The organism is Flexivirga caeni (assembly GCF_003724155.1).
Classification (GTDB): domain Bacteria; phylum Actinomycetota; class Actinomycetes; order Actinomycetales; family Dermatophilaceae; genus Flexivirga; species Flexivirga caeni.
Genome location: NZ_RJJQ01000004.1, coordinates 65,512 through 81,669 on the forward strand (window position 1 = coordinate 65,512; position 16,158 = coordinate 81,669).

Annotated in this window: 13 protein-coding genes, 1 tRNA gene and 1 pseudogene; 7 read left to right on the forward strand and 8 right to left on the reverse strand. The window is 66.9% G+C overall.

Going from position 1 to position 16,158, the window contains the following annotated elements:
• Window positions 1-79: 79 nt before the first annotated feature.
• Together EFY87_RS05990 and EFY87_RS05995 are read left to right on the forward strand one after the other, a co-directional pair.
• Window positions 80-2,983 carry an aminotransferase gene (locus tag EFY87_RS05990; RefSeq protein ID WP_245988498.1) on the forward strand — a complete coding sequence of 968 codons (2,904 nt, stop codon included), beginning with the start codon at window positions 80-82 and terminating at the stop codon, window positions 2,981-2,983.
• A 204-nt stretch (window positions 2,984-3,187) separates the two neighbouring features.
• Complete coding sequence (locus EFY87_RS05995) at window positions 3,188-3,961, forward strand: metallophosphoesterase family protein (RefSeq protein ID WP_123270564.1); 774 nt, start codon at window positions 3,188-3,190, stop codon at window positions 3,959-3,961.
• Between the two features lie 498 nt (window positions 3,962-4,459).
• Here EFY87_RS05995 and EFY87_RS06000 read toward each other — a convergent pair whose 3' ends face one another.
• Together EFY87_RS06000 and EFY87_RS06005 are read right to left on the reverse strand one after the other, a co-directional pair.
• Window positions 4,460-4,714, reverse strand: coding sequence for an addiction module protein (locus EFY87_RS06000; protein WP_123270565.1), 255 nt, complete (start codon window positions 4,712-4,714; stop codon window positions 4,460-4,462).
• Window positions 4,715-5,260: 546 nt separating this feature from the next.
• A complete protein-coding gene (locus EFY87_RS06005) occupies window positions 5,261-5,956 on the reverse strand; it encodes a class I SAM-dependent methyltransferase (protein WP_158607526.1) in 696 nt (231 codons plus the stop codon).
• A gap of 264 nt (window positions 5,957-6,220) precedes the next feature.
• Between EFY87_RS06005 and EFY87_RS06010 the strand changes: the two genes are divergently transcribed.
• Window positions 6,221-6,820, forward strand: a complete 600-nt coding sequence (locus tag EFY87_RS06010) for a DinB family protein (protein ID WP_123270723.1) — start codon at window positions 6,221-6,223, stop codon at window positions 6,818-6,820.
• A 23-nt stretch (window positions 6,821-6,843) separates the two neighbouring features.
• Here the strand turns inward: EFY87_RS06010 and EFY87_RS06015 are convergent, their stop codons facing one another.
• The gene (locus tag EFY87_RS06015) at window positions 6,844-7,674 is read right to left on the reverse strand and encodes a class I SAM-dependent methyltransferase (RefSeq protein ID WP_123270567.1); all 831 of its coding nucleotides are present in this window, start codon (window positions 7,672-7,674) and stop codon (window positions 6,844-6,846) included.
• 285 nt (window positions 7,675-7,959) lie between these two features.
• On the opposite strand from EFY87_RS06015, the pseudogene EFY87_RS20840 reads away from it, so the two are divergent.
• Together EFY87_RS20840 and EFY87_RS20845 are read left to right on the forward strand one after the other, a co-directional pair.
• Window positions 7,960-8,124 (forward strand): annotated as a pseudogene (locus EFY87_RS20840) (MerR family DNA-binding transcriptional regulator); the annotation flags it as partial.
• Between the two features lie 183 nt (window positions 8,125-8,307).
• Window positions 8,308-8,694 carry a VOC family protein gene (locus tag EFY87_RS20845; RefSeq protein WP_245988510.1) on the forward strand — a complete coding sequence of 129 codons (387 nt, stop codon included), beginning with the start codon at window positions 8,308-8,310 and terminating at the stop codon, window positions 8,692-8,694.
• A 639-nt stretch (window positions 8,695-9,333) separates the two neighbouring features.
• Here the strand turns inward: EFY87_RS20845 and EFY87_RS20510 are convergent.
• Entirely contained in the window at window positions 9,334-9,564 is a 231-nt protein-coding gene (locus tag EFY87_RS20510) for a hypothetical protein (RefSeq protein ID WP_181445453.1), read from the reverse strand.
• Window positions 9,565-9,644: 80 nt separating this feature from the next.
• Between EFY87_RS20510 and EFY87_RS06030 the strand changes: the two genes are divergently transcribed.
• On the forward strand, window positions 9,645-10,355 hold the full coding sequence (locus tag EFY87_RS06030; RefSeq protein WP_123270569.1) for a class I SAM-dependent methyltransferase: 711 nt from the start codon (window positions 9,645-9,647) through the stop codon (window positions 10,353-10,355).
• 95 nt (window positions 10,356-10,450) lie between these two features.
• Here EFY87_RS06030 and EFY87_RS06035 read toward each other — a convergent pair.
• The 4 genes from EFY87_RS06035 to EFY87_RS06050 form a co-directional block, all read right to left on the reverse strand.
• Window positions 10,451-10,526: transfer RNA gene (locus EFY87_RS06035), tRNA-Thr, on the reverse strand.
• A 382-nt stretch (window positions 10,527-10,908) separates the two neighbouring features.
• Entirely contained in the window at window positions 10,909-12,123 is a 1,215-nt protein-coding gene (locus tag EFY87_RS06040; protein WP_123270570.1) for an acetate/propionate family kinase, read from the reverse strand.
• Window positions 12,120-12,608, reverse strand: a complete 489-nt coding sequence (locus tag EFY87_RS06045) for a universal stress protein (RefSeq protein ID WP_123270571.1) — start codon at window positions 12,606-12,608, stop codon at window positions 12,120-12,122. Before EFY87_RS06045 ends, EFY87_RS06040 begins: the two co-directional genes overlap by 4 nt.
• Window positions 12,605-15,016 carry a phosphoketolase family protein gene (locus tag EFY87_RS06050; protein WP_281276175.1) on the reverse strand — a complete coding sequence of 804 codons (2,412 nt, stop codon included), beginning with the start codon at window positions 15,014-15,016 and terminating at the stop codon, window positions 12,605-12,607. The genes EFY87_RS06045 and EFY87_RS06050 overlap by 4 nt, the downstream gene beginning before the upstream one ends.
• A gap of 27 nt (window positions 15,017-15,043) precedes the next feature.
• On the opposite strand from EFY87_RS06050, the gene mgrA reads away from it, so the two are divergent.
• On the forward strand, window positions 15,044-16,096 hold the full coding sequence (mgrA, locus tag EFY87_RS06055; RefSeq protein ID WP_123270573.1) for an L-glyceraldehyde 3-phosphate reductase: 1,053 nt from the start codon (window positions 15,044-15,046) through the stop codon (window positions 16,094-16,096).
• Window positions 16,097-16,158 lie beyond the last annotated feature (62 nt).

Here is a 16,158-nt window from a genome sequence, read left to right on the forward strand (position 1 = left end):
CTCGACAGTCGAAGGTTGCGTATGTCGCGGGGTCGTTAGGTTGATGCCATTCGAACGCTTTCGAGAAGGGCATCGGTCAGTGGTGGATCGCGCGGAGAACACGGACTGGCTGCTCGAGCGCCCCGAGATCGACCCCGCTCTCGCCCTGGCGATCGCGCGAGTCTCCTTCGGGATCACCGGCGAGCTGACGGAGCTGGGCAGTCAGCAGGACCGCAACTTCCTAGTGACTCCTGCGGATGGACCCCGGATCCTGCTCAAGGTGAACCATCCGTCCGTCTCCGGCACGACGATTTCCCTGCAGCGCGCGGTGTCGGACCGGCTGCGCGATCGCGGCATCGCCACTCCTCGGATCCTCTCGACGGAGCACGGCGCCCGAAGCGTGGCGATCGAGGGTCCCTGGCCGGCGCCAGCGATTGCGTGCGCCTTCGAAGTGGTCGAGGGACAGACGCTGGTCGAAGCCGGAGCGATCGACGGCGCGTTGGCCGAGGAACTCGGTGCGCTCGCCAGCCGCGTCGTCGGGGCCTTCAGCGACCTGGACCACGAAGGCGCTGACCGGGCGCTTCAGTGGGACCTGACGCGCGCCGGTGAGGTGGTCGCCTCGCTGGTGAGCGACCTGCCCGGCAAACGGCGACGTGCCTGCATGGATGCGACGAAGGACGCGATGGACCATCTGGCGGCGCTCGGCGACAGCCTGCCGCGGCAGATCATCCACGGCGATCTGACCAGCGACAACGTCATGCGCGACGGCGACGGGACGCACTGGGTGATCGACCTGGGTGACGCCATCCGATCGTGGCGCGTGGCGGAACTCGCGGTGCTGGCAGCCGATGTGCTCGGACGGACCGGCGATCTGGCGATGGTCAGCCGGGTCGTGCGCGGTTTCGTGGCCCAGACCGCGCTGACCGAGGACGAGCTCGACGCCGTCTGGCCGCTGGTCGTGCTGCGGGGCGCGGTGCTCGCGGTCAGTGGGTGGAGCCAGCTGCGCATCGACCCAGGCAACGCGTACGCACGCGAGCGGATCGAGCACGAGTGGGAGGTTTTCCGGCGAGCGGTCGAATACGACCGGCACGAAGTGACCGCTCAGCTGCGACTCGCCGCCGGTCGGCCGCACCGCCGCGGACTGACCTACGCGCCGGTCCTGGCAGCCGCCGCAGAGGTCGTCGACCTCGGAGTGTGCAGCGCACTGTTGGACCGTGGCCGGTGGACGGCGCCCTCGGCCGAAACGGAACTCGCGCGGGACGCCCTCGCCCGCGCGTCCGTTGCGGCAACGCGGTTCGGGGAAACCCGGTTGACCAGGGTGTCCACGGGCGTCGGATCTCCTGCCCCGACGCGTGCCCGGTGCGTCGAATTGTGGACCCGCCCTGGTATGACGGTGCACGCTCCGTATGCGGCAGCGATCCGGTCCGGCGACGGATGCGTCGAGTTGACCGACTGCGGCGTCATATTGCGGATCGAAGGCGTCGACCCACGTGGTGGCCTGGGGGAGAGCGTCTCGCACGGTGAGGTCATCGGCCGGGTCGCGGTCGCCGGCTCCGGGCTGGGGCGGCTCAGGGTGTCGCGGCGCATGGGGTCGGCCGAAACCGGTCCGTTGTTCGCGCTCCCGGACGGGGAGTACGAGATCGAGGGAGCGGCCGATCCGTCCGTTCTCGTCGGCGTTCCGGCGGTGCCGGACCCGAGCCGGCAACTGCTGCGCGAACGCCGGCGCCGGGACCGTGCAATGGGTGGCGCCGCGGAGCGCTACTACGCCGACCCGCCGCAGATCGAACGTGGCTGGGGCGCCTTGCTGATCGACAGTCAGGGCCGCGCCTATCTCGACCTGGTCAACAACGTGACCGCGATCGGCCACTCGCACCCGCGGCTGGCGGAGGCCGTGAGCCGGCAGTTGCACCTGCTGAACACGAACTCGCGGTTCCTCTACCGGGCTTACGCCGATTTCACCGAGAGGCTGCTCGAGCACTCACCGGACCCCGCGCTCGACACGGTGATTCCGGTCAACAGCGGCTCGGAGGCGATCGATCTGGCGATCAAGCTCGTGCAGGTCGCCACGGGTCGGCGCGACGTGATCGCCGTGCGTGAGGCCTATCACGGCTGGACCATGGCTGCCGACTCGGTCAGCACCTCGGCGTTCGACAACCCGTCCGCGCTCGCGTCACGCCCGGACTGGGTCCATCTCGTGGATGCGCCCAACTCCTACCGTGGCCCGCATCGCGGCCCGGCCTCCGGGCCCGACTACGCACGCCAGGTCGCCGCGCTCTGCGACCGCCTCGCCGACGCCGGCCGCGCGCCAGCCGCATTCATCTGTGAACCCGTGCTGGGCAACGCCGGGGGCGTCATACCTCCGCGCGGTTATCTGGACGGCGCGTATCCCGCGGTCCGCGCGCACGGCGGGCTGGCGATCGCCGACGAGGTGCAGGTCGGGTATGGCCGGTTGGGCAGCGCGTTCTGGGGGTCGACGATGCAGGGTGTGGTGCCGGACGTCATCGCGGTCGCGAAGGCCGCGGGCAACGCCTTTCCGCTGGGTGCGGTCATCACTCGGCGGGAGATCGTCGATGCGTTGCGCAGGGAGGGCATGTTCTTCTCCTCCGCGGCCGGGGCACCGGCCGGCGCCGTCGCCGGGGCGACCGTGCTGGATGTGATTCGCGACGAGGGGCTACAGCAGAATGCCGCGTGCGTGGGCGCGCACCTCGCTGCCGGGTTGGATCGGCTGGCCGCCATACATCCGCTGCTCGGGACGGTGCACGGGTGCGGGCTGTATCAGGGGATCGAGCTCGTGCGCGACCACGAAACGCTCGAACCGGCGACGACGGAGACCGCGTGGATCTGCGAGCGGCTGCTCGGTCACGGGGTCATCGTGCAGCCCACGTCGGAGCGGCAGAACGTGCTGAAGGTGAAGCCGCCGCTGACCCTCACGATCGACGAGGCGGACATGTTCCTCGCTGCGCTCGACGCCACGTTGTCAGAGTTGCGCGACGCGACTGGGTGAATTCGCGCGCTGGTGACCCGGATCGCGCGTCGGGGCGCTGGTGAGCGCCCCTCGGGTGCGCCGAGTGGGCAGTCGTTGCTGCGAGCCTCGCGCTCTCGTGACGTCTACTGCCCACTCGGCGATTACGGCGATCTCGAAGAGAGCAACGGGGAAGGAAGGACGTCACGCAGCAGCCTCACGAGAGATCGAGGTTAGGTTGGTGGGATGCGAGCGGCTGTGCTGTCGGATGTTCATGGCAACGCCATCGCCTTGAGCGCTGTTGTCGAGGCTGCCCAGCGCGTGTGCGCAGAAGCTTTCTGGATCGTCGGCGACCTTGTGGCGAACGGCCCTCAACCGGTCGAGACGATCGCGATCGCAAAATCGCTTCCGAATCTGGCCATCGTGCGTGGCAACACCGATCGATACGTCCTGACCGGAGACTTGTCGGGGATGATTCCGCCGATAGATCAGCCTCGAACACCCGAGGAAGTCGAGGTGCTGGTGGCTGCGGCTTCGGCACATGCCTGGACGCGGGGTTGCCTCACGGCTGCGGGCCATTACGACTGGTTCGCGGCGTTGCCGCTCGAGGTCCGACGCTGTCTGCCGGACGGCACACGAGTGTTGCTGGTTCATGCCTCGCCGGGTCGTGATGACGGTCCCGGCCTGACGGTCGACACATCCGATCTCGATCTAGCGAAGCAAGGCTGGAACGACTGCGAGGCGGACCTGATCTTCGTGGGGCATACGCATATGCCGGCCGATCGCAGTTCGGGCAGTGTGCGCATGGTCAATGTCGGGAGCGTGAGTTTGCCGCCCCAGCCGCGTGGCGCCTGCTGGGTTCTGCTGGATGCTGACGAGTCCGGCTATTCCTTGACATGGCACGAGACCGACTATGACCGTGATGCAGTGCGAAGTGCCCTTGCCGGGTCACACCACCCGACCCCGGAATGGCTCGCTGGAAAGCTGAAGTTGGACGCGCCAACGCCCGTGCGTGGGTAGGTCGACCGGGTAATCGTTGAGGAGAGCCGGGCACAGGTTCCTGGCGTCGTCGCTGGGTGAGCTGCGGTGCCAGCGCGGCACTGGTGGATCCGATCGGTCGAGGCGCTCGCTGGCGGACCCGACCAGTCTTGGAGCGCCCGACGCCCGCATCGTTCACTCGTCGACTGCGGCCAGTCAGCGGTGGAGCATGTCGCTGTAACGATCCTTCCAATACCGGGCTTCTGACGCTCGTGCGCATAGGCCAGAATCACCGGTCTTCCGTCACTAAGGAAGTAGACGACGCGGAAGTGGAAGCGCGCCGTGCCCTTGCTGCGGACCATCGGCTCTCGGTTCCAGCCGGAAATCGCGGCCACCCATCCGGGCACTGCTCGATCGACTCGAGTGCGCTGGCGACCTCGTCGAACAACGCATGGCCGAGTCCGGGCTCGATCTGTTCGAACCGCTCCGCTGCGGCGAGCAGCTCGGCGCTCGCCTCGGGATGCTCTGGGTGTCTGTCGGTCACTGCCCAGACGCAGGGTACTTGGCAGCGAACCTGGCACGCGTGCTTTCGAACGACCCCAACTTGACGCGGCCACCGAGCACTTCGTTGAGACGACGGTCAACCTCGGCGTACCAGGCGGCATCGGCGTCTGTCGGCGAGACCTCGGTGGGGCCGTCGTGGAGGCTCAGTAACCCAGCGTGGATGACAGCAGCACGCTCGTCCGGAGAGAGCGCAAGCAGCGCCCGCTCAACTTCTGCGACTCCTAATGCCATACGCCGAGACTACGGCGATGCGCCGACAACGCCCGTAGAGCTCCGGAGACCTGAAGCGATTCGCGGTGGGTCGTGCCGGACCTGAGCTTCGGTCGCTGGTGACCGAGCCCACCCGGGCTTCCCAGGTTTGCGGCGAGTGGACAGTAGCTGCGGCGAGCCGGACGGCTCTCGCGAAATCTACTGTCCAGTCGGTGGGGAGCTCGCCGTGCTCAACGGCGCTTGGAGGCCGCGACTGCTGTACGGCGACTCCCAGGGTTGCCCAGCGAACTGATCGTCGCCATCTCGGCGGCCGTCATGCCCTGAGCGTCCTGGCTGGGCACGGAGCCGATCGGCGAGTATGTCCGGATGGATCCGGATGCCTTCGCCCTGTGGTCACCGACGGGATAGCGGCCACCAGGTCTCGCAATCACTTCACGACAAGCTCGGCTCCGGCCCGTCCACGGTGAATGGGCACCGCCGGCCGATGCCGAGTCGCAGCAGCTCTACGTCGCCCGCTTGGACCGTGCGTAGCAAGTGCCCATCCTGCTTCGGGAACTGCTTTGCGCCTCAGCTGTCCGGGACCACGATGACCCATCGGCCGTCGTCGCTGAGCCAGCGATCCAGGCGCAAGCCGGCCTCGTGCAGATCAGCGGTGAGCTGATGGTCGCTGAGCGGACAGGTCACGTAGGACTGTTGCCAGCGACGATCGCCGAAGATGTATGTCGCGACGGCCGAGACCAGTCCGGGATCCGGCCCAGGCCCAAGGCTCGTGTCGCAGGTGATGCCTGCGCCCAAGTCGGATCTGCCGGTGGCCGTCTGTGTCCACTCCGGTGTGAATCGTTGGAGGATGACGGCGCCGTCGCCTGCGACATGGTGCCGGCAGGTTGCCAGCAATCGTTGCCGTGCTGCGGTGTCGGGCACGTTCACCAGGTGCGACGCCAGCAGCACGACGTCGAAGGTTTCGTCCAGGCGGAGCTCTTCGATTGTTGAGAGGACGGCCGTGGCGCCGTGCACGTGGCCGAGCATCTCCGCCGACTCGTCGACCGCTGTCACGTGGTGCCCGGCCCGAACGAGGGGATGAGTCAGCCGTCCCGCGCCTGCGCCGAGGTCGAGCACAGTGCACCCGGGAGGGAGCGCTGAGCTGAGAAGCGCTGGGATTTCGCCGGGCGGCAATGCGGCCCACAACTCGACCGGGCAGCCGTCGGCGGTGATCGCTCCTGATCCGTTGCCGGTGACGTGCGGGTGGCGTCGTTCGTCTGCCATGTCGTGGTCAACCTCCGGCATAGGTGATGCAGTTCCGAACACCACGATCCATCCGATGGCCAGACTGAGTTTCGTGATCCGGACACTGACGCTCGGTAGGGCAGAAAGCGTCGGGTACCTCGGGTGCGAGCGCAAGCAACTCCCGCTCAACCTCGGGGACGTCTCACGCCATACGCCGAATCCACGACGAGGACATCGGGACCGTGTGATCCGGGTAGCAGCCAGCGGCCGTTGCGGCAGACTCTGAGCATGAGTCAGGACACGATGGCGGCTGCGAAGAATCACCTGCACCAGTGCCTTACCTGGGCGCGCGAGGAGGTCTTGCCGAAACTCGATGGGCTCGATGAGTACGACGTACGACGGCCGATGACGCCCACCGGCACCAACCTGTTGGGGCTGGTCAAGCACCTCGCGTTCTACGAGGCGTCGTATTTCGGCTTCGTCTTCGACCGGCCGTATCCCGAGCCGATTCCCGACGTGGACGAGAGCTTCCAGAATCGAGATTCGATGTGGGTGCGGCCGGAGGAGTCTCGTGACCAGGTGATCGACGACTACCGCAGCGCATGTCGCCACGCCGACCGCACGATCGAGGCGCTCGACGGCGATGCGGTGGGCCACGTGCCCTGGTGGGGACCGGACGCCATACCGCTGTTCAATGTGATGGCTCACATGCTGGGTGAAACGCGCCAGCACCTGGGGCATATGGACTTGATCCGGGAACAGCTCGATGGGTGTGTCGGATATGACGTATCGCCGTTATCCGATCGGCAACAAGTCGAATTCGCGGCGCAATGGCGTCGCACGGAGGAAGCTGCTCGGATCGCCGGCGGCCGTCCTGCGGTGCACGAGAATCCTCAGGTATGACGACAGGACCGCGCCAGGGTTGATCACGCTGGGCGTCGGCCGATAGCCAGCAGGTGCTGGCTCAGGTCCCGCAAGCCGGCAACATTCCCGAAGTGGCGCGCGAGAAGCATTGCCGCGGCGCGCAATTCATCGTCGTGAGTGCGCGCGACCTCCAGCGCCATACCGCCGGGGCCTTCCAGGCCATGCACCTCCACGTCCACCAACCCGCCGTCAGTGAGTTCCTCGGCCAGTTCCTCGGAGAGATGGAAGTGTCCCCCGGGAAACCCGTGTCCCAGGTGATCGGTGGCACCCGTCTCGAGCAGGTGCAGCCAATCAGCCGGGTATGGCGACCGCTGGACTTGCTCGGTTGCGACAGCGATCACGCTGCTGAACACGTGTGCCATTGTGCGTGAGATGGCCGCTGCGAAAACATGGCCGCCGGGCCGGACGACGCGCACCGCTTCGCGCAGTGCGCGTACGCGGTCGCCGCGGTCGATGAGGTGATAGAGCGGTCCGAGCAAGAGCACAGCGTCGGAAGTCGCGTCCTTCAAAGGCAGGTCGCGGGCATCGCCTACGAGCGCCGTGAATGTGCCGATCGCTGCTGCGGCGGCCACGTGTGACGGCACCGGGTCGATCAGCGTTACCGAGTCACCGCGAGCTGCCAGCGGAGCTGCGTGTATGCCGGTTGCGCCGCCTACGTCGATGATGCGTGAGCCAGGCGGAACGCGCTGTGTAATCAGCTCTTGAGTCCGCTCGAACTCCAGGACGCCCTGGTCGGATCGGCCGACCAGGCGGTCGTTCTCGTCGAACTGCTCGCCGTAGTAATCCATGATTCTGTCGTCGAGGGCGGACTGCAGGGATTCGTGGTCGGGCATGTCGTCATGATGCCGACGACATCACACTGAGTCGAGCGCATTGCCGACGTTCGATCTGCGATGCGAAGGGGGTGAGGCACTTCTGGCCGGCGTCTCGTCACGGTCTCTCGTAGGACGTGACGGTCCTCGGAGACGACGCCGGTCGGTCCTTGCGGGCCGACGATCGCGCGCTCCACGGCCCGACAGTTGCTGTGAGGTGCGCGCTCCAGTTTGTGGAACGTCTATCGGACCATCCCCAGGTGACGATTTGACCTTCGGGTGGGCCGAAGTCGGAACCTAGTCGGCATGGGAGATGACGAGGGCCTCACGGTCGGGCAATTCGCAAAGCTGACCGGATTGACGGCACACGCTCTGCGGCATTACGACGAAGTGCGTCTGCTCCAGCCCCGGGCCGTTGATCCGGTAACCGGGTATCGCCGGTACGGCCCCGACCAGATCGCGACCGCGCGATTGATCAAAGATCTTCGGTGGCTGGACATGCCGATCGTCCACGTCCGCGAGGTGATCGCCGATCCACAATCGACCGCCGCCCGGGCGGCGCTCACGTCCCACGCCGACAGCTTGCGCCGACAACACGAGCACCTGTCAAGGCAACTACGCCAAACCACCCGGTACGCCACTCAAGGAGTCGACATGCCAGCCCTCACCACCAGCCTCACGCCGGTTCAGATCAAGATCGCAGTGCAGGACCCCGAAGCAGCGCGCACCTTCTATAGCAACGCGTTCGGCCTGACAGAGAGCACGATCCGGCACACCGATGATGCCGACTACGCGGGTTATCAATTCGGCGACTACGGCCAGCCCGGCTTCTTCCTGATCTTCTTCCTCGGCCCGGCCGCCTTCGACCAGCCCGGACGCAGCACGCTGGGTTTCACCGTGCCGGACCTCGACGCCGCCCATCGCCAAGCGCTCAGTGCGGGAGCCACCGAAGCGGTCGGCATCAACACACCCCAAGGCATGCCACGTAACAGCGCAGTCACCGATCCCGACGGCAACTGGATCTGGCTCTACCAGGGCTGACGACGCCGCGTCTCGATCACCGATCGTCTATCGAGACTGCGACGCCTTGTCGAGCCGGGCCAATGACGGCCAATGACGATCTCCGCTCGAAGGGGTTCATGTGTCGTGCTGGATCGCGTGCCGTTCGGCCCGGCGCGCCTTGCCGAGTCGAGCTCGGTCCGGATTCGTTGCCCAAAAGTCGATGGCGTCCTGACCAGCCGCGAACCAACTGGGCTGCTCGTCTTGTAGCCGAGAGATCGTGTGCCCGGCACTGCGTTCTTCGGAAGGCAGGGTCACCCTTCATATCCCTCCGCGAGCGGGCCAGGTCACGAGGCTTCCCACCGTGTACGTGCACCGCCGCCAAAGCGCATGCCTTCGAAATCATCATCGAGCCCCCGATGAAGGACCCGGACCTTCATGCAGGAGGAAATCAGCGACATCGCAGACCCGCACGAACTCGTCATCAGTGCAGGCCAGAACCCAGTCAGTCACGGTGGGCTCATGAAACCGGCAGAGGGCTGCGGCCACGAGCTGTCGAGGGCTCCAGAACACATACCAAACATACGACGCGTGAAGCCCGTCGAGCTCTGAAACCGCTCCTCTCGATCGGGCGGAGCACCCACCACACGATCGGTCTTCGGGACGTGGTCCGTATGCCTGTCAAAGGCGGCGTTTGGCAGACCATTCCGCGTCCTTCCACAGCACCGGCATCGCGCCCACTGCGGCGAACTTCAAACCGGGGTCGTTCGATTGCACGAGGCAGACGATCCTGTTGCCGATGAGGAGTGCGCGGTGCATTGGCGTCGCGTGGAGGAGGCTGCGCCGCGGATCGCCGGCGGCCGTCCCGCGTTTCCGCAGAGATGACGACAGGACCGCGCCAGGGTTGATCACGCTGGGCGTCGGCCGATAGCTGACAGGTGCTGGCTCAGACCCGCAGCCGGGCAGCATCCTGGAGCCGTTAAAGTCCGATCATGAGCACAGGACAGCTCGGCACCGGCAGCGCGGAAATGGACCACCAGTACGGCACCCCGGAGCGCTTGCAGACCAGGGCAAGCTTCTGGGCGCCGAGCCCTCCAGGCGAGTCGCCCCAGGACGTCGCGATCAAGGTCCTGAGAGAGGCGAACGTCCACAAGGTCCTCGAGATCGGTTGCGGTCGTGGCGATTTCGCAAGCCGCATGCGAGATGAACTCGGCGCCGACGTGCTCGCGACCGACCGGTCCGAGGCGATGGTGGAGGCGACGAGGAGCCGCGGGCTCGTTGCTCAAGTCATCGACGCGACTGAATTGCCTTACGAGGACGCCAGTTTCGACGCTGTGGTGGCGATGTGGATGCTCTATCACGTGCCGGACCTTGACCGGACGCTCGGCGAGGTCCGCCGCGTCCTCACCCCCGGCGGGGTCTTCGTGTCGGTCACCAATGGGCGTGAGCACACCGCCGACCTCCTCCGGGAGGTCGGGCTCCCTCTCGCCGAAACGCAGTTCATGACCGAGAACGGCGAAGAGGTGCTGCGCCGGCATTTCGACGATGTCGCCCGGACGATCGCCAACGGCAAGGCGGTTGCCGATCACGCGACCGCTCGCGCTTACCTCTCGACGTTCGTGCCCGAAGTGGCCGACCAACTGCCCGTGTATGACGGCGAGCGCACCTTTACCGGTAGCAGTGCGGTGTTCGTCGCCCGCTGAGCAAGGAGCGTTTGTGGCGACAGTTCAGGGTGCGCCGGGGGGTGCGCAAGACGACCGGGGGAGCGACGCACAATGATGAGATTTGGGGCTAGTGCTGGAGCCGGTGACAGGAGTCGAACCCGCGACATCTTCATTACAAGTGAAGCGCTCTACCAACTGAGCTACACCGGCATACCCGCGGATGCCGCGAGCCGCCTCATGCTACCGGCGGGGTGGGCGTAGCGCCGAATCCGCGTCCGGCCGCCATACGGGCACGACGCCGGGCCGTTGGTCCCTGTGCTCCACGTCGGGGGAGTGTTCACTGATCAAGGCAGCTCCGTCCGGAGCTGCCGCCAATCACCAGCACTCACCCGGAAGGCGCTCCCGTGCCACGCCGCACTCATCGACCCGACCCTCGTCGCGCTGGCGCCGCCGGCGTATGACGACCTGGGAACCCGAGGTCGACCGGTCGCGTATACGGACCGCCGAACCGGGCGCCGACAGCGGTGGCGGCGCTGCTCGTCGCGACAGCACTCGCTGGCTTCCGGCGGCGCCAGATCGACTGACGCGGCGGTCAGTCCTGCCCGACGACGGCGAGGGTATGGCGCGCGATCGCCAGCTCCTCGTTCGTCGGGACGACCAGCACGGTCACCGCGGAGTCGTCGGTCGAGATCCGCCGGGCCCCACGCTCGGCGCATTCGTTGCGGGCCGAATCCAGCCGAATGCCAAGGAATTCCAGACCCGCGACCGCCCGCGACCGCACCGGCGCACTGTTCTCGCCGACGCCCGCGGTGAAGGTGAGCACGTCGAGTCCGCCGAGCACGGCGGCATAGGCACCGACATACTTCCGCAGCCGGTGCCCGACCACGTCGAGCGCCAGCAATGCCGCCTCGTCGCCGCTTTCGGCAGCCGCGCAGACGTCGCGCATGTCGCTGCGGCCGGTCAGCCCGAGCAGCCCGGAACGCCTGCTGATCAGGTGGTCCAGCGCATCGACGTCGTAGTCACCAGTGCGGGCGAGCTGCAGCAGGATGCCCGGATCCAGGTCGCCGGCGCGGGTGCCCATCACCAGTCCTTCGAGGGGCGTCATACCCATCGAGGTGTCGACCGGCCGGCCGCCGGCGATCGCCGACGCGGACGCACCGTTGCCGAGATGCAGCACGATCTGACGCAGCTCGGCGAGGTCTCGCCCGAGGAACCGAGCAGCCTGCGCGGAGACGAATTCGTTTGAGGTGCCGTGGAATCCGTATCGCTGGATGCCCGCGTCGGCGGCGACCTGACGGTCGATCGCATAGGTCGCTGCCGTTTCCGGCAGGTCGGCGAAGAAGCCGGTGTCGAACACTGCGACCTGCGGTGTCCCGGGGAACTCCTCGATCGCCGCGCGGATCCCCGCCACGTTGGCCGGGTTGTGCAGCGGGGCAAGCGCGGACACCGACGCGATCTGCGCGATGACTCGGTCATCGATGCGCACAGGGCGGGTGAGGTCCCGGCCGCCGTGCACCACCCGATGACCGATCGCAACCGGAGGCTCGCCGTCGAGGTCGAAGCCGAGGTGTGCGAGCTGATCGCGGAGTATGCCGAGTGCCGTTGCGACAGCGGGGGTTTGGGCGTGGCCAGCGCTGTCCACTCGGCCATCGGCGGTGCGGTCGCCCACCGTTACCCGGAACGTCGCGTCGTCGCTGCCGAGCCGTTCGACCAGGGCCTGCGCCTCGACGACGCCGCTGTCGGCGCGGACCACTTGCAGCTTGAGCGACGAGGATCCGGCGTTGAGCACGAGAACCCGGTCGGTCACGCGTTCTCCGGTCCGCTGACCACGTCGAGTTCGCCGTGCCCGGACGGGTCTTCGTGGGGGCGGTCCGGCTGGATCGGCAGTACGACGACGGGGCACACCGCCATCCGCGAGCAGTAGTCGCTCGTCGACCCCAATGCGGTGTGCCGCATCGAGCCGACGCTGTGACTGCCCACCACGAGCAGGCTCGCGTCCTCCGACCTACGGACGAGAACGTCTGCGGGAGAGCCGTTTTCGACCTGTCCAGAGATCAGCGGCTCAGGTGTCACGCAGGCGGTGACGTCGCGCAGGACTCGCTGCTGCAGCTCCTGTGCCGCGGCAGCATCCGACGGGCCGGTAGGCGAGTCCGGCTGCCACACCGTGACGGCCTCGATCGCGCAGCCACGCAACCGGGCCTCGTCGATCGCCCACCGGATCGCCCGCAGCGACGTGGGGGAGCCGTCGACGCCGACCAGGATGATGTCCTTGTCGTGCGTTGCGGTCGTCATGACACGCTCCCTTCAAGTTCAGTGTCTGCGGCATTCCACGTCCAATCCTGCACCTCGGGCAGATCCTCGCCGTGTGCGCGGGTCCACTCCTTGGCGCGCCGCCGGGCGTCGACCATCTGCTGCCGGAGTTCGGCCGCACGGGAACCGAGCGAGGGCACCCGGTCGATCACATCCATCACCAGGTGGAAGCGATCCATGTCGTTCATCATCACCATGTCGAACGGCGTCGTGGTGGTGCCCGCCTCGCGGTAGCCACGCACGTGCAGGTTGTCGTGATTGGTGCGCCGGTAGGTGAGCCGGTGGATCAGCCAGGGGTAGCCGTGGTAGGCGAAGACCACCGGCCGGTCGGTGGTGAAGAGGGCGTCGAAGTCGCGGCCGGTGAGTCCGTGCGGGTGCTGTGTCTCGTCCTGCAGCCGCATCAGGTCGACGACGTTGATCATGCGGATCCGCAACTGTGGCAAGTGCTTTCGCAGGATCAAGATGGCCGCCAGAACTTCCAGCGTGGGGACGTCACCGGCGGCTGCGAGGACCACGTCGGGGTCGCCCTCGTCGTTCGACGCCCAGTCCCAGATGCCCAGTCCGCGGGCGCAGTGATCATCTGCCTGGTCCCCGGTGAGCCAGTCGAACTCGGGCTGCTTTCCGGCGACCACGACATTGATGTAGTGGCGGCTCTCCAGGCAGTGCTTCATCGTGGACAGCAGGGTATTGGTGTCCGGCGGCAGGTAGACCCGGACGATCTCGGACTTCTTGTTGACCACGTGATCGATGAATCCCGGGTCTTGGTGCGAGAAACCGTTGTGGTCCTGGCGCCATACATGCGAGGTCAGCAGGTAGTTCAGCGACGACACCGGCGGCCGCCAGTCGATGCTGCGCGTGGTGTGCAACCACTTCGCGTGCTGGTTGACCATGGAGTCGACGATGTGGATGAACGCCTCGTAACACGAGAACAATCCGTGCCGGCCGGTGAGCAGATAGCCCTCCAGCCAGCCCTGGCAGGTGTGCTCGGAGAGCATCTCGACCACGCGCCCGGTGTGCGCGAGGTGTTCGTCGATCGGCCGGATCTCCGCGCCGAAGACCTTGTCCGTCACCTGGTAAACCGCGTCCAGCCGGTTCGACGCCGTCTCGTCCGGCCCGAAGAGGCGGAACGAGTCCGGGTTGTCGCGGACGACATCGATCAGCATGCGGCCGAACTCGCGAGTGGCCTCGTGGACGGTAGCGCCGGGCGACGGGACGCTCACGGCATACGAACGGAAATCCTTGATGCGCAACGGTTTACGGAGTAACCCACCGTTGGCGTGGGGATTGGCGCTCATTCGCCGGGTCCCGATCGGCGCCAGCGCCGCGATCTCCTCGCGCACCCGCCCGTCCTCGTCGAAAAGCTCGCGGGGCCGGTAGGACTCCATCCACTCCTGCAACTGCCGGCGGTGGGTGTCGTTGTCGCGCGTGCCGGCCAGCGGCACCTGGTGCGCGCGCCAGGTCCCCTCGACCGGGACGCCGTCGACTTCACGCGGCCCGGTCCAGCCCTTCGGGGTGACCAGCAGGATCATCGGCCAGGTGGGCCGGTGGTATGGCGCGCCGCTGCGCGCCTCCTGCTGGATCGCGGTGATCAGGTCGTGGGCCCGATCCATCGCTGCAGCCATCTGCTGATGCACGTCGAACGGGTCGTCGCCTTCCACGACGATGACCTCGTGCCCGAATCCCTCCAGCAGCTTGGTCAGCTCTTCACGCGAAATCCTCGCTGGCACAGTGGGGTTGGCGATCTTGAAGCCATTGAGGTGCAATATCGGCAGGACCGCGCCGTCGTGCACCGGGTCGACGAACTTGTTGGCGTGCCACGAGGTCGCCAGCGGTCCGGTCTCGAACTCTCCGTCGCCGACGACGGCGGCGACCACCAGGTCAGGGTTGTCCATCGCGGCGCCGTAGGCGTGCGACAGCACGTACCCGAGTTCGCCTCCTTCGTGGATCGACCCGGGTGTTTCCGGAGCGACGTGGCTCGGGATGCCGCCGGGGAAGGAGAACTGGCGGAACAGCGACCGCATCCCGTCGCGGTCCCGGCTGATCCGGGGGTAGACCTCGCTGTAGGTGCCGTCCAGGTATGCCGAGGCGACCGCGGCGGGACCGCCGTGACCGGGCCCGGCGAGGAAGATCGCGTTGACGTCGCGTTCGCGGATCAGTCTGTTGAGGTGTGCATAGATCAGGTTCAGGCCGGGCGTGGTGCCCCAGTGGCCGAGTAGCCGTGGCTTGATGTCGTCGCGGCGCAGCTCGCGTTCAAGCAGCGGGTTGTCCATGAGGTAGATCTGGCCGACAGCGAGATAGTTGGCCGCACGGAACCAGGAGTCGATGCCGGAGATTTCGTCAGCGGTCAGCGTCATACGACGAGTCTCTACCCGCGAGACGGCCCGCGCCAGGGACCATGGTCACCCCGGTGCGCTTGAATGTATGACGTGACGATGCACGCAGACGACTACCAGGCAAGCCGCGGCCGCTACGACTCGATGAGCTACCGCCGTTGCGGCACAAGCGGATTGGACCTGCCGGCGATTTCGCTAGGCCTCTGGCACAACTTCGGCGACGACGTCCCGCTCGACCGGCAGCGCGCCATCCTGCGTCGCGCCTTCGATTGCGGCGTGACGCACTTCGACCTGGCCAACAACTACGGCCCGCCATACGGCTCGGCGGAGCGCAACTTCGGCGCCATCTTCGCGCAGGACTTCCGGCGCTACCGCGACGAGCTCATCCTGTCGACGAAGGCCGGCTACGACATGTGGCCGGGTCCCTACGGCCAGGGTGGCGGCTCCCGGAAATACCTGCTCGCTTCGCTGGACCAGTCCCTGCAGCGCATGGGCGTCGATTACGTCGACATCTTCTACAGTCACCGGTTCGACGAGACGACGCCGTTGGAGGAGACGCTCGGCGCCCTCGACACCGCGGTCCGGCAGGGCAAGGCACTGTATGTCGGGATCTCGTCATACAGCGGGCAGCGCACGCGGGAGGCCATCGAGATCCTGCGCAGGCTCGGCACTCCGCTGCTGATCCACCAGCCGTCCTACTCGATGCTGAACCGCTGGGTCGAGGATGACCTGCTCGACGTGCTGGGCGTGAACGGCGTTGGCTGCATTGCGTTTTCACCGTTGGCTCAGGGGATGCTCACCGACAAGTACCTCAAGGGCGTGCCGGAGGGTTCGCGCGCCGCGCAGGGCAAGTCCCTGGACCCGAAGCTGCTCACGGAGGACGCGCTCAAGCACGTTCGGGCGCTCAACCGGATCGCGAAGACCCGCGGACAATCGCTGGCCCAGCTCGCGCTCGCGTGGGTGCTGCGCGACGCGCGCGTCACCTCCGCGTTGATCGGTGCCTCCAGCGTGCAGCAACTCGAGGGCAGCCTCGGCGCCCTCGACAACCTCGACTTCGCCGACGACGAGTTGAAGAAGATCGACCGCCACGCCGTCGAGGCGGGCATCAACTTGTGGGCGAGGTCGTCCGCGGGCTGACCGCCGAGGCGGCGTGGCACGTCATACCCGGCCGTAACCCTCGACGGTCGAAGGTTGCGTAC

Coding starts and splice junctions, on each gene's coding strand:
- EFY87_RS05995 (WP_123270564.1), top strand. CDS start 3,188: ATGCGAGCGGCTGTGCTGTCGGATGTTCATGGCAACGCCATCGCCTTG.
- EFY87_RS06000 (WP_123270565.1), bottom strand. CDS start 4,714: ATGGCATTAGGAGTCGCAGAAGTTGAGCGGGCGCTGCTTGCGCTCTCT.
- EFY87_RS06005 (WP_158607526.1), bottom strand. CDS start 5,956: ATGGCAGACGAACGACGCCACCCGCACGTCACCGGCAACGGATCAGGA.
- EFY87_RS06010 (WP_123270723.1), top strand. CDS start 6,221: ATGGCGGCTGCGAAGAATCACCTGCACCAGTGCCTTACCTGGGCGCGC.
- EFY87_RS06015 (WP_123270567.1), bottom strand. CDS start 7,674: ATGCCCGACCACGAATCCCTGCAGTCCGCCCTCGACGACAGAATCATG.
- EFY87_RS20845 (WP_245988510.1), top strand. CDS start 8,308: ATGCCAGCCCTCACCACCAGCCTCACGCCGGTTCAGATCAAGATCGCA.
- EFY87_RS06030 (WP_123270569.1), top strand. CDS start 9,645: ATGAGCACAGGACAGCTCGGCACCGGCAGCGCGGAAATGGACCACCAG.
- EFY87_RS06045 (WP_123270571.1), bottom strand. CDS start 12,608: ATGACGACCGCAACGCACGACAAGGACATCATCCTGGTCGGCGTCGAC.
- mgrA (WP_123270573.1), top strand. CDS start 15,044: ATGTATGACGTGACGATGCACGCAGACGACTACCAGGCAAGCCGCGGC.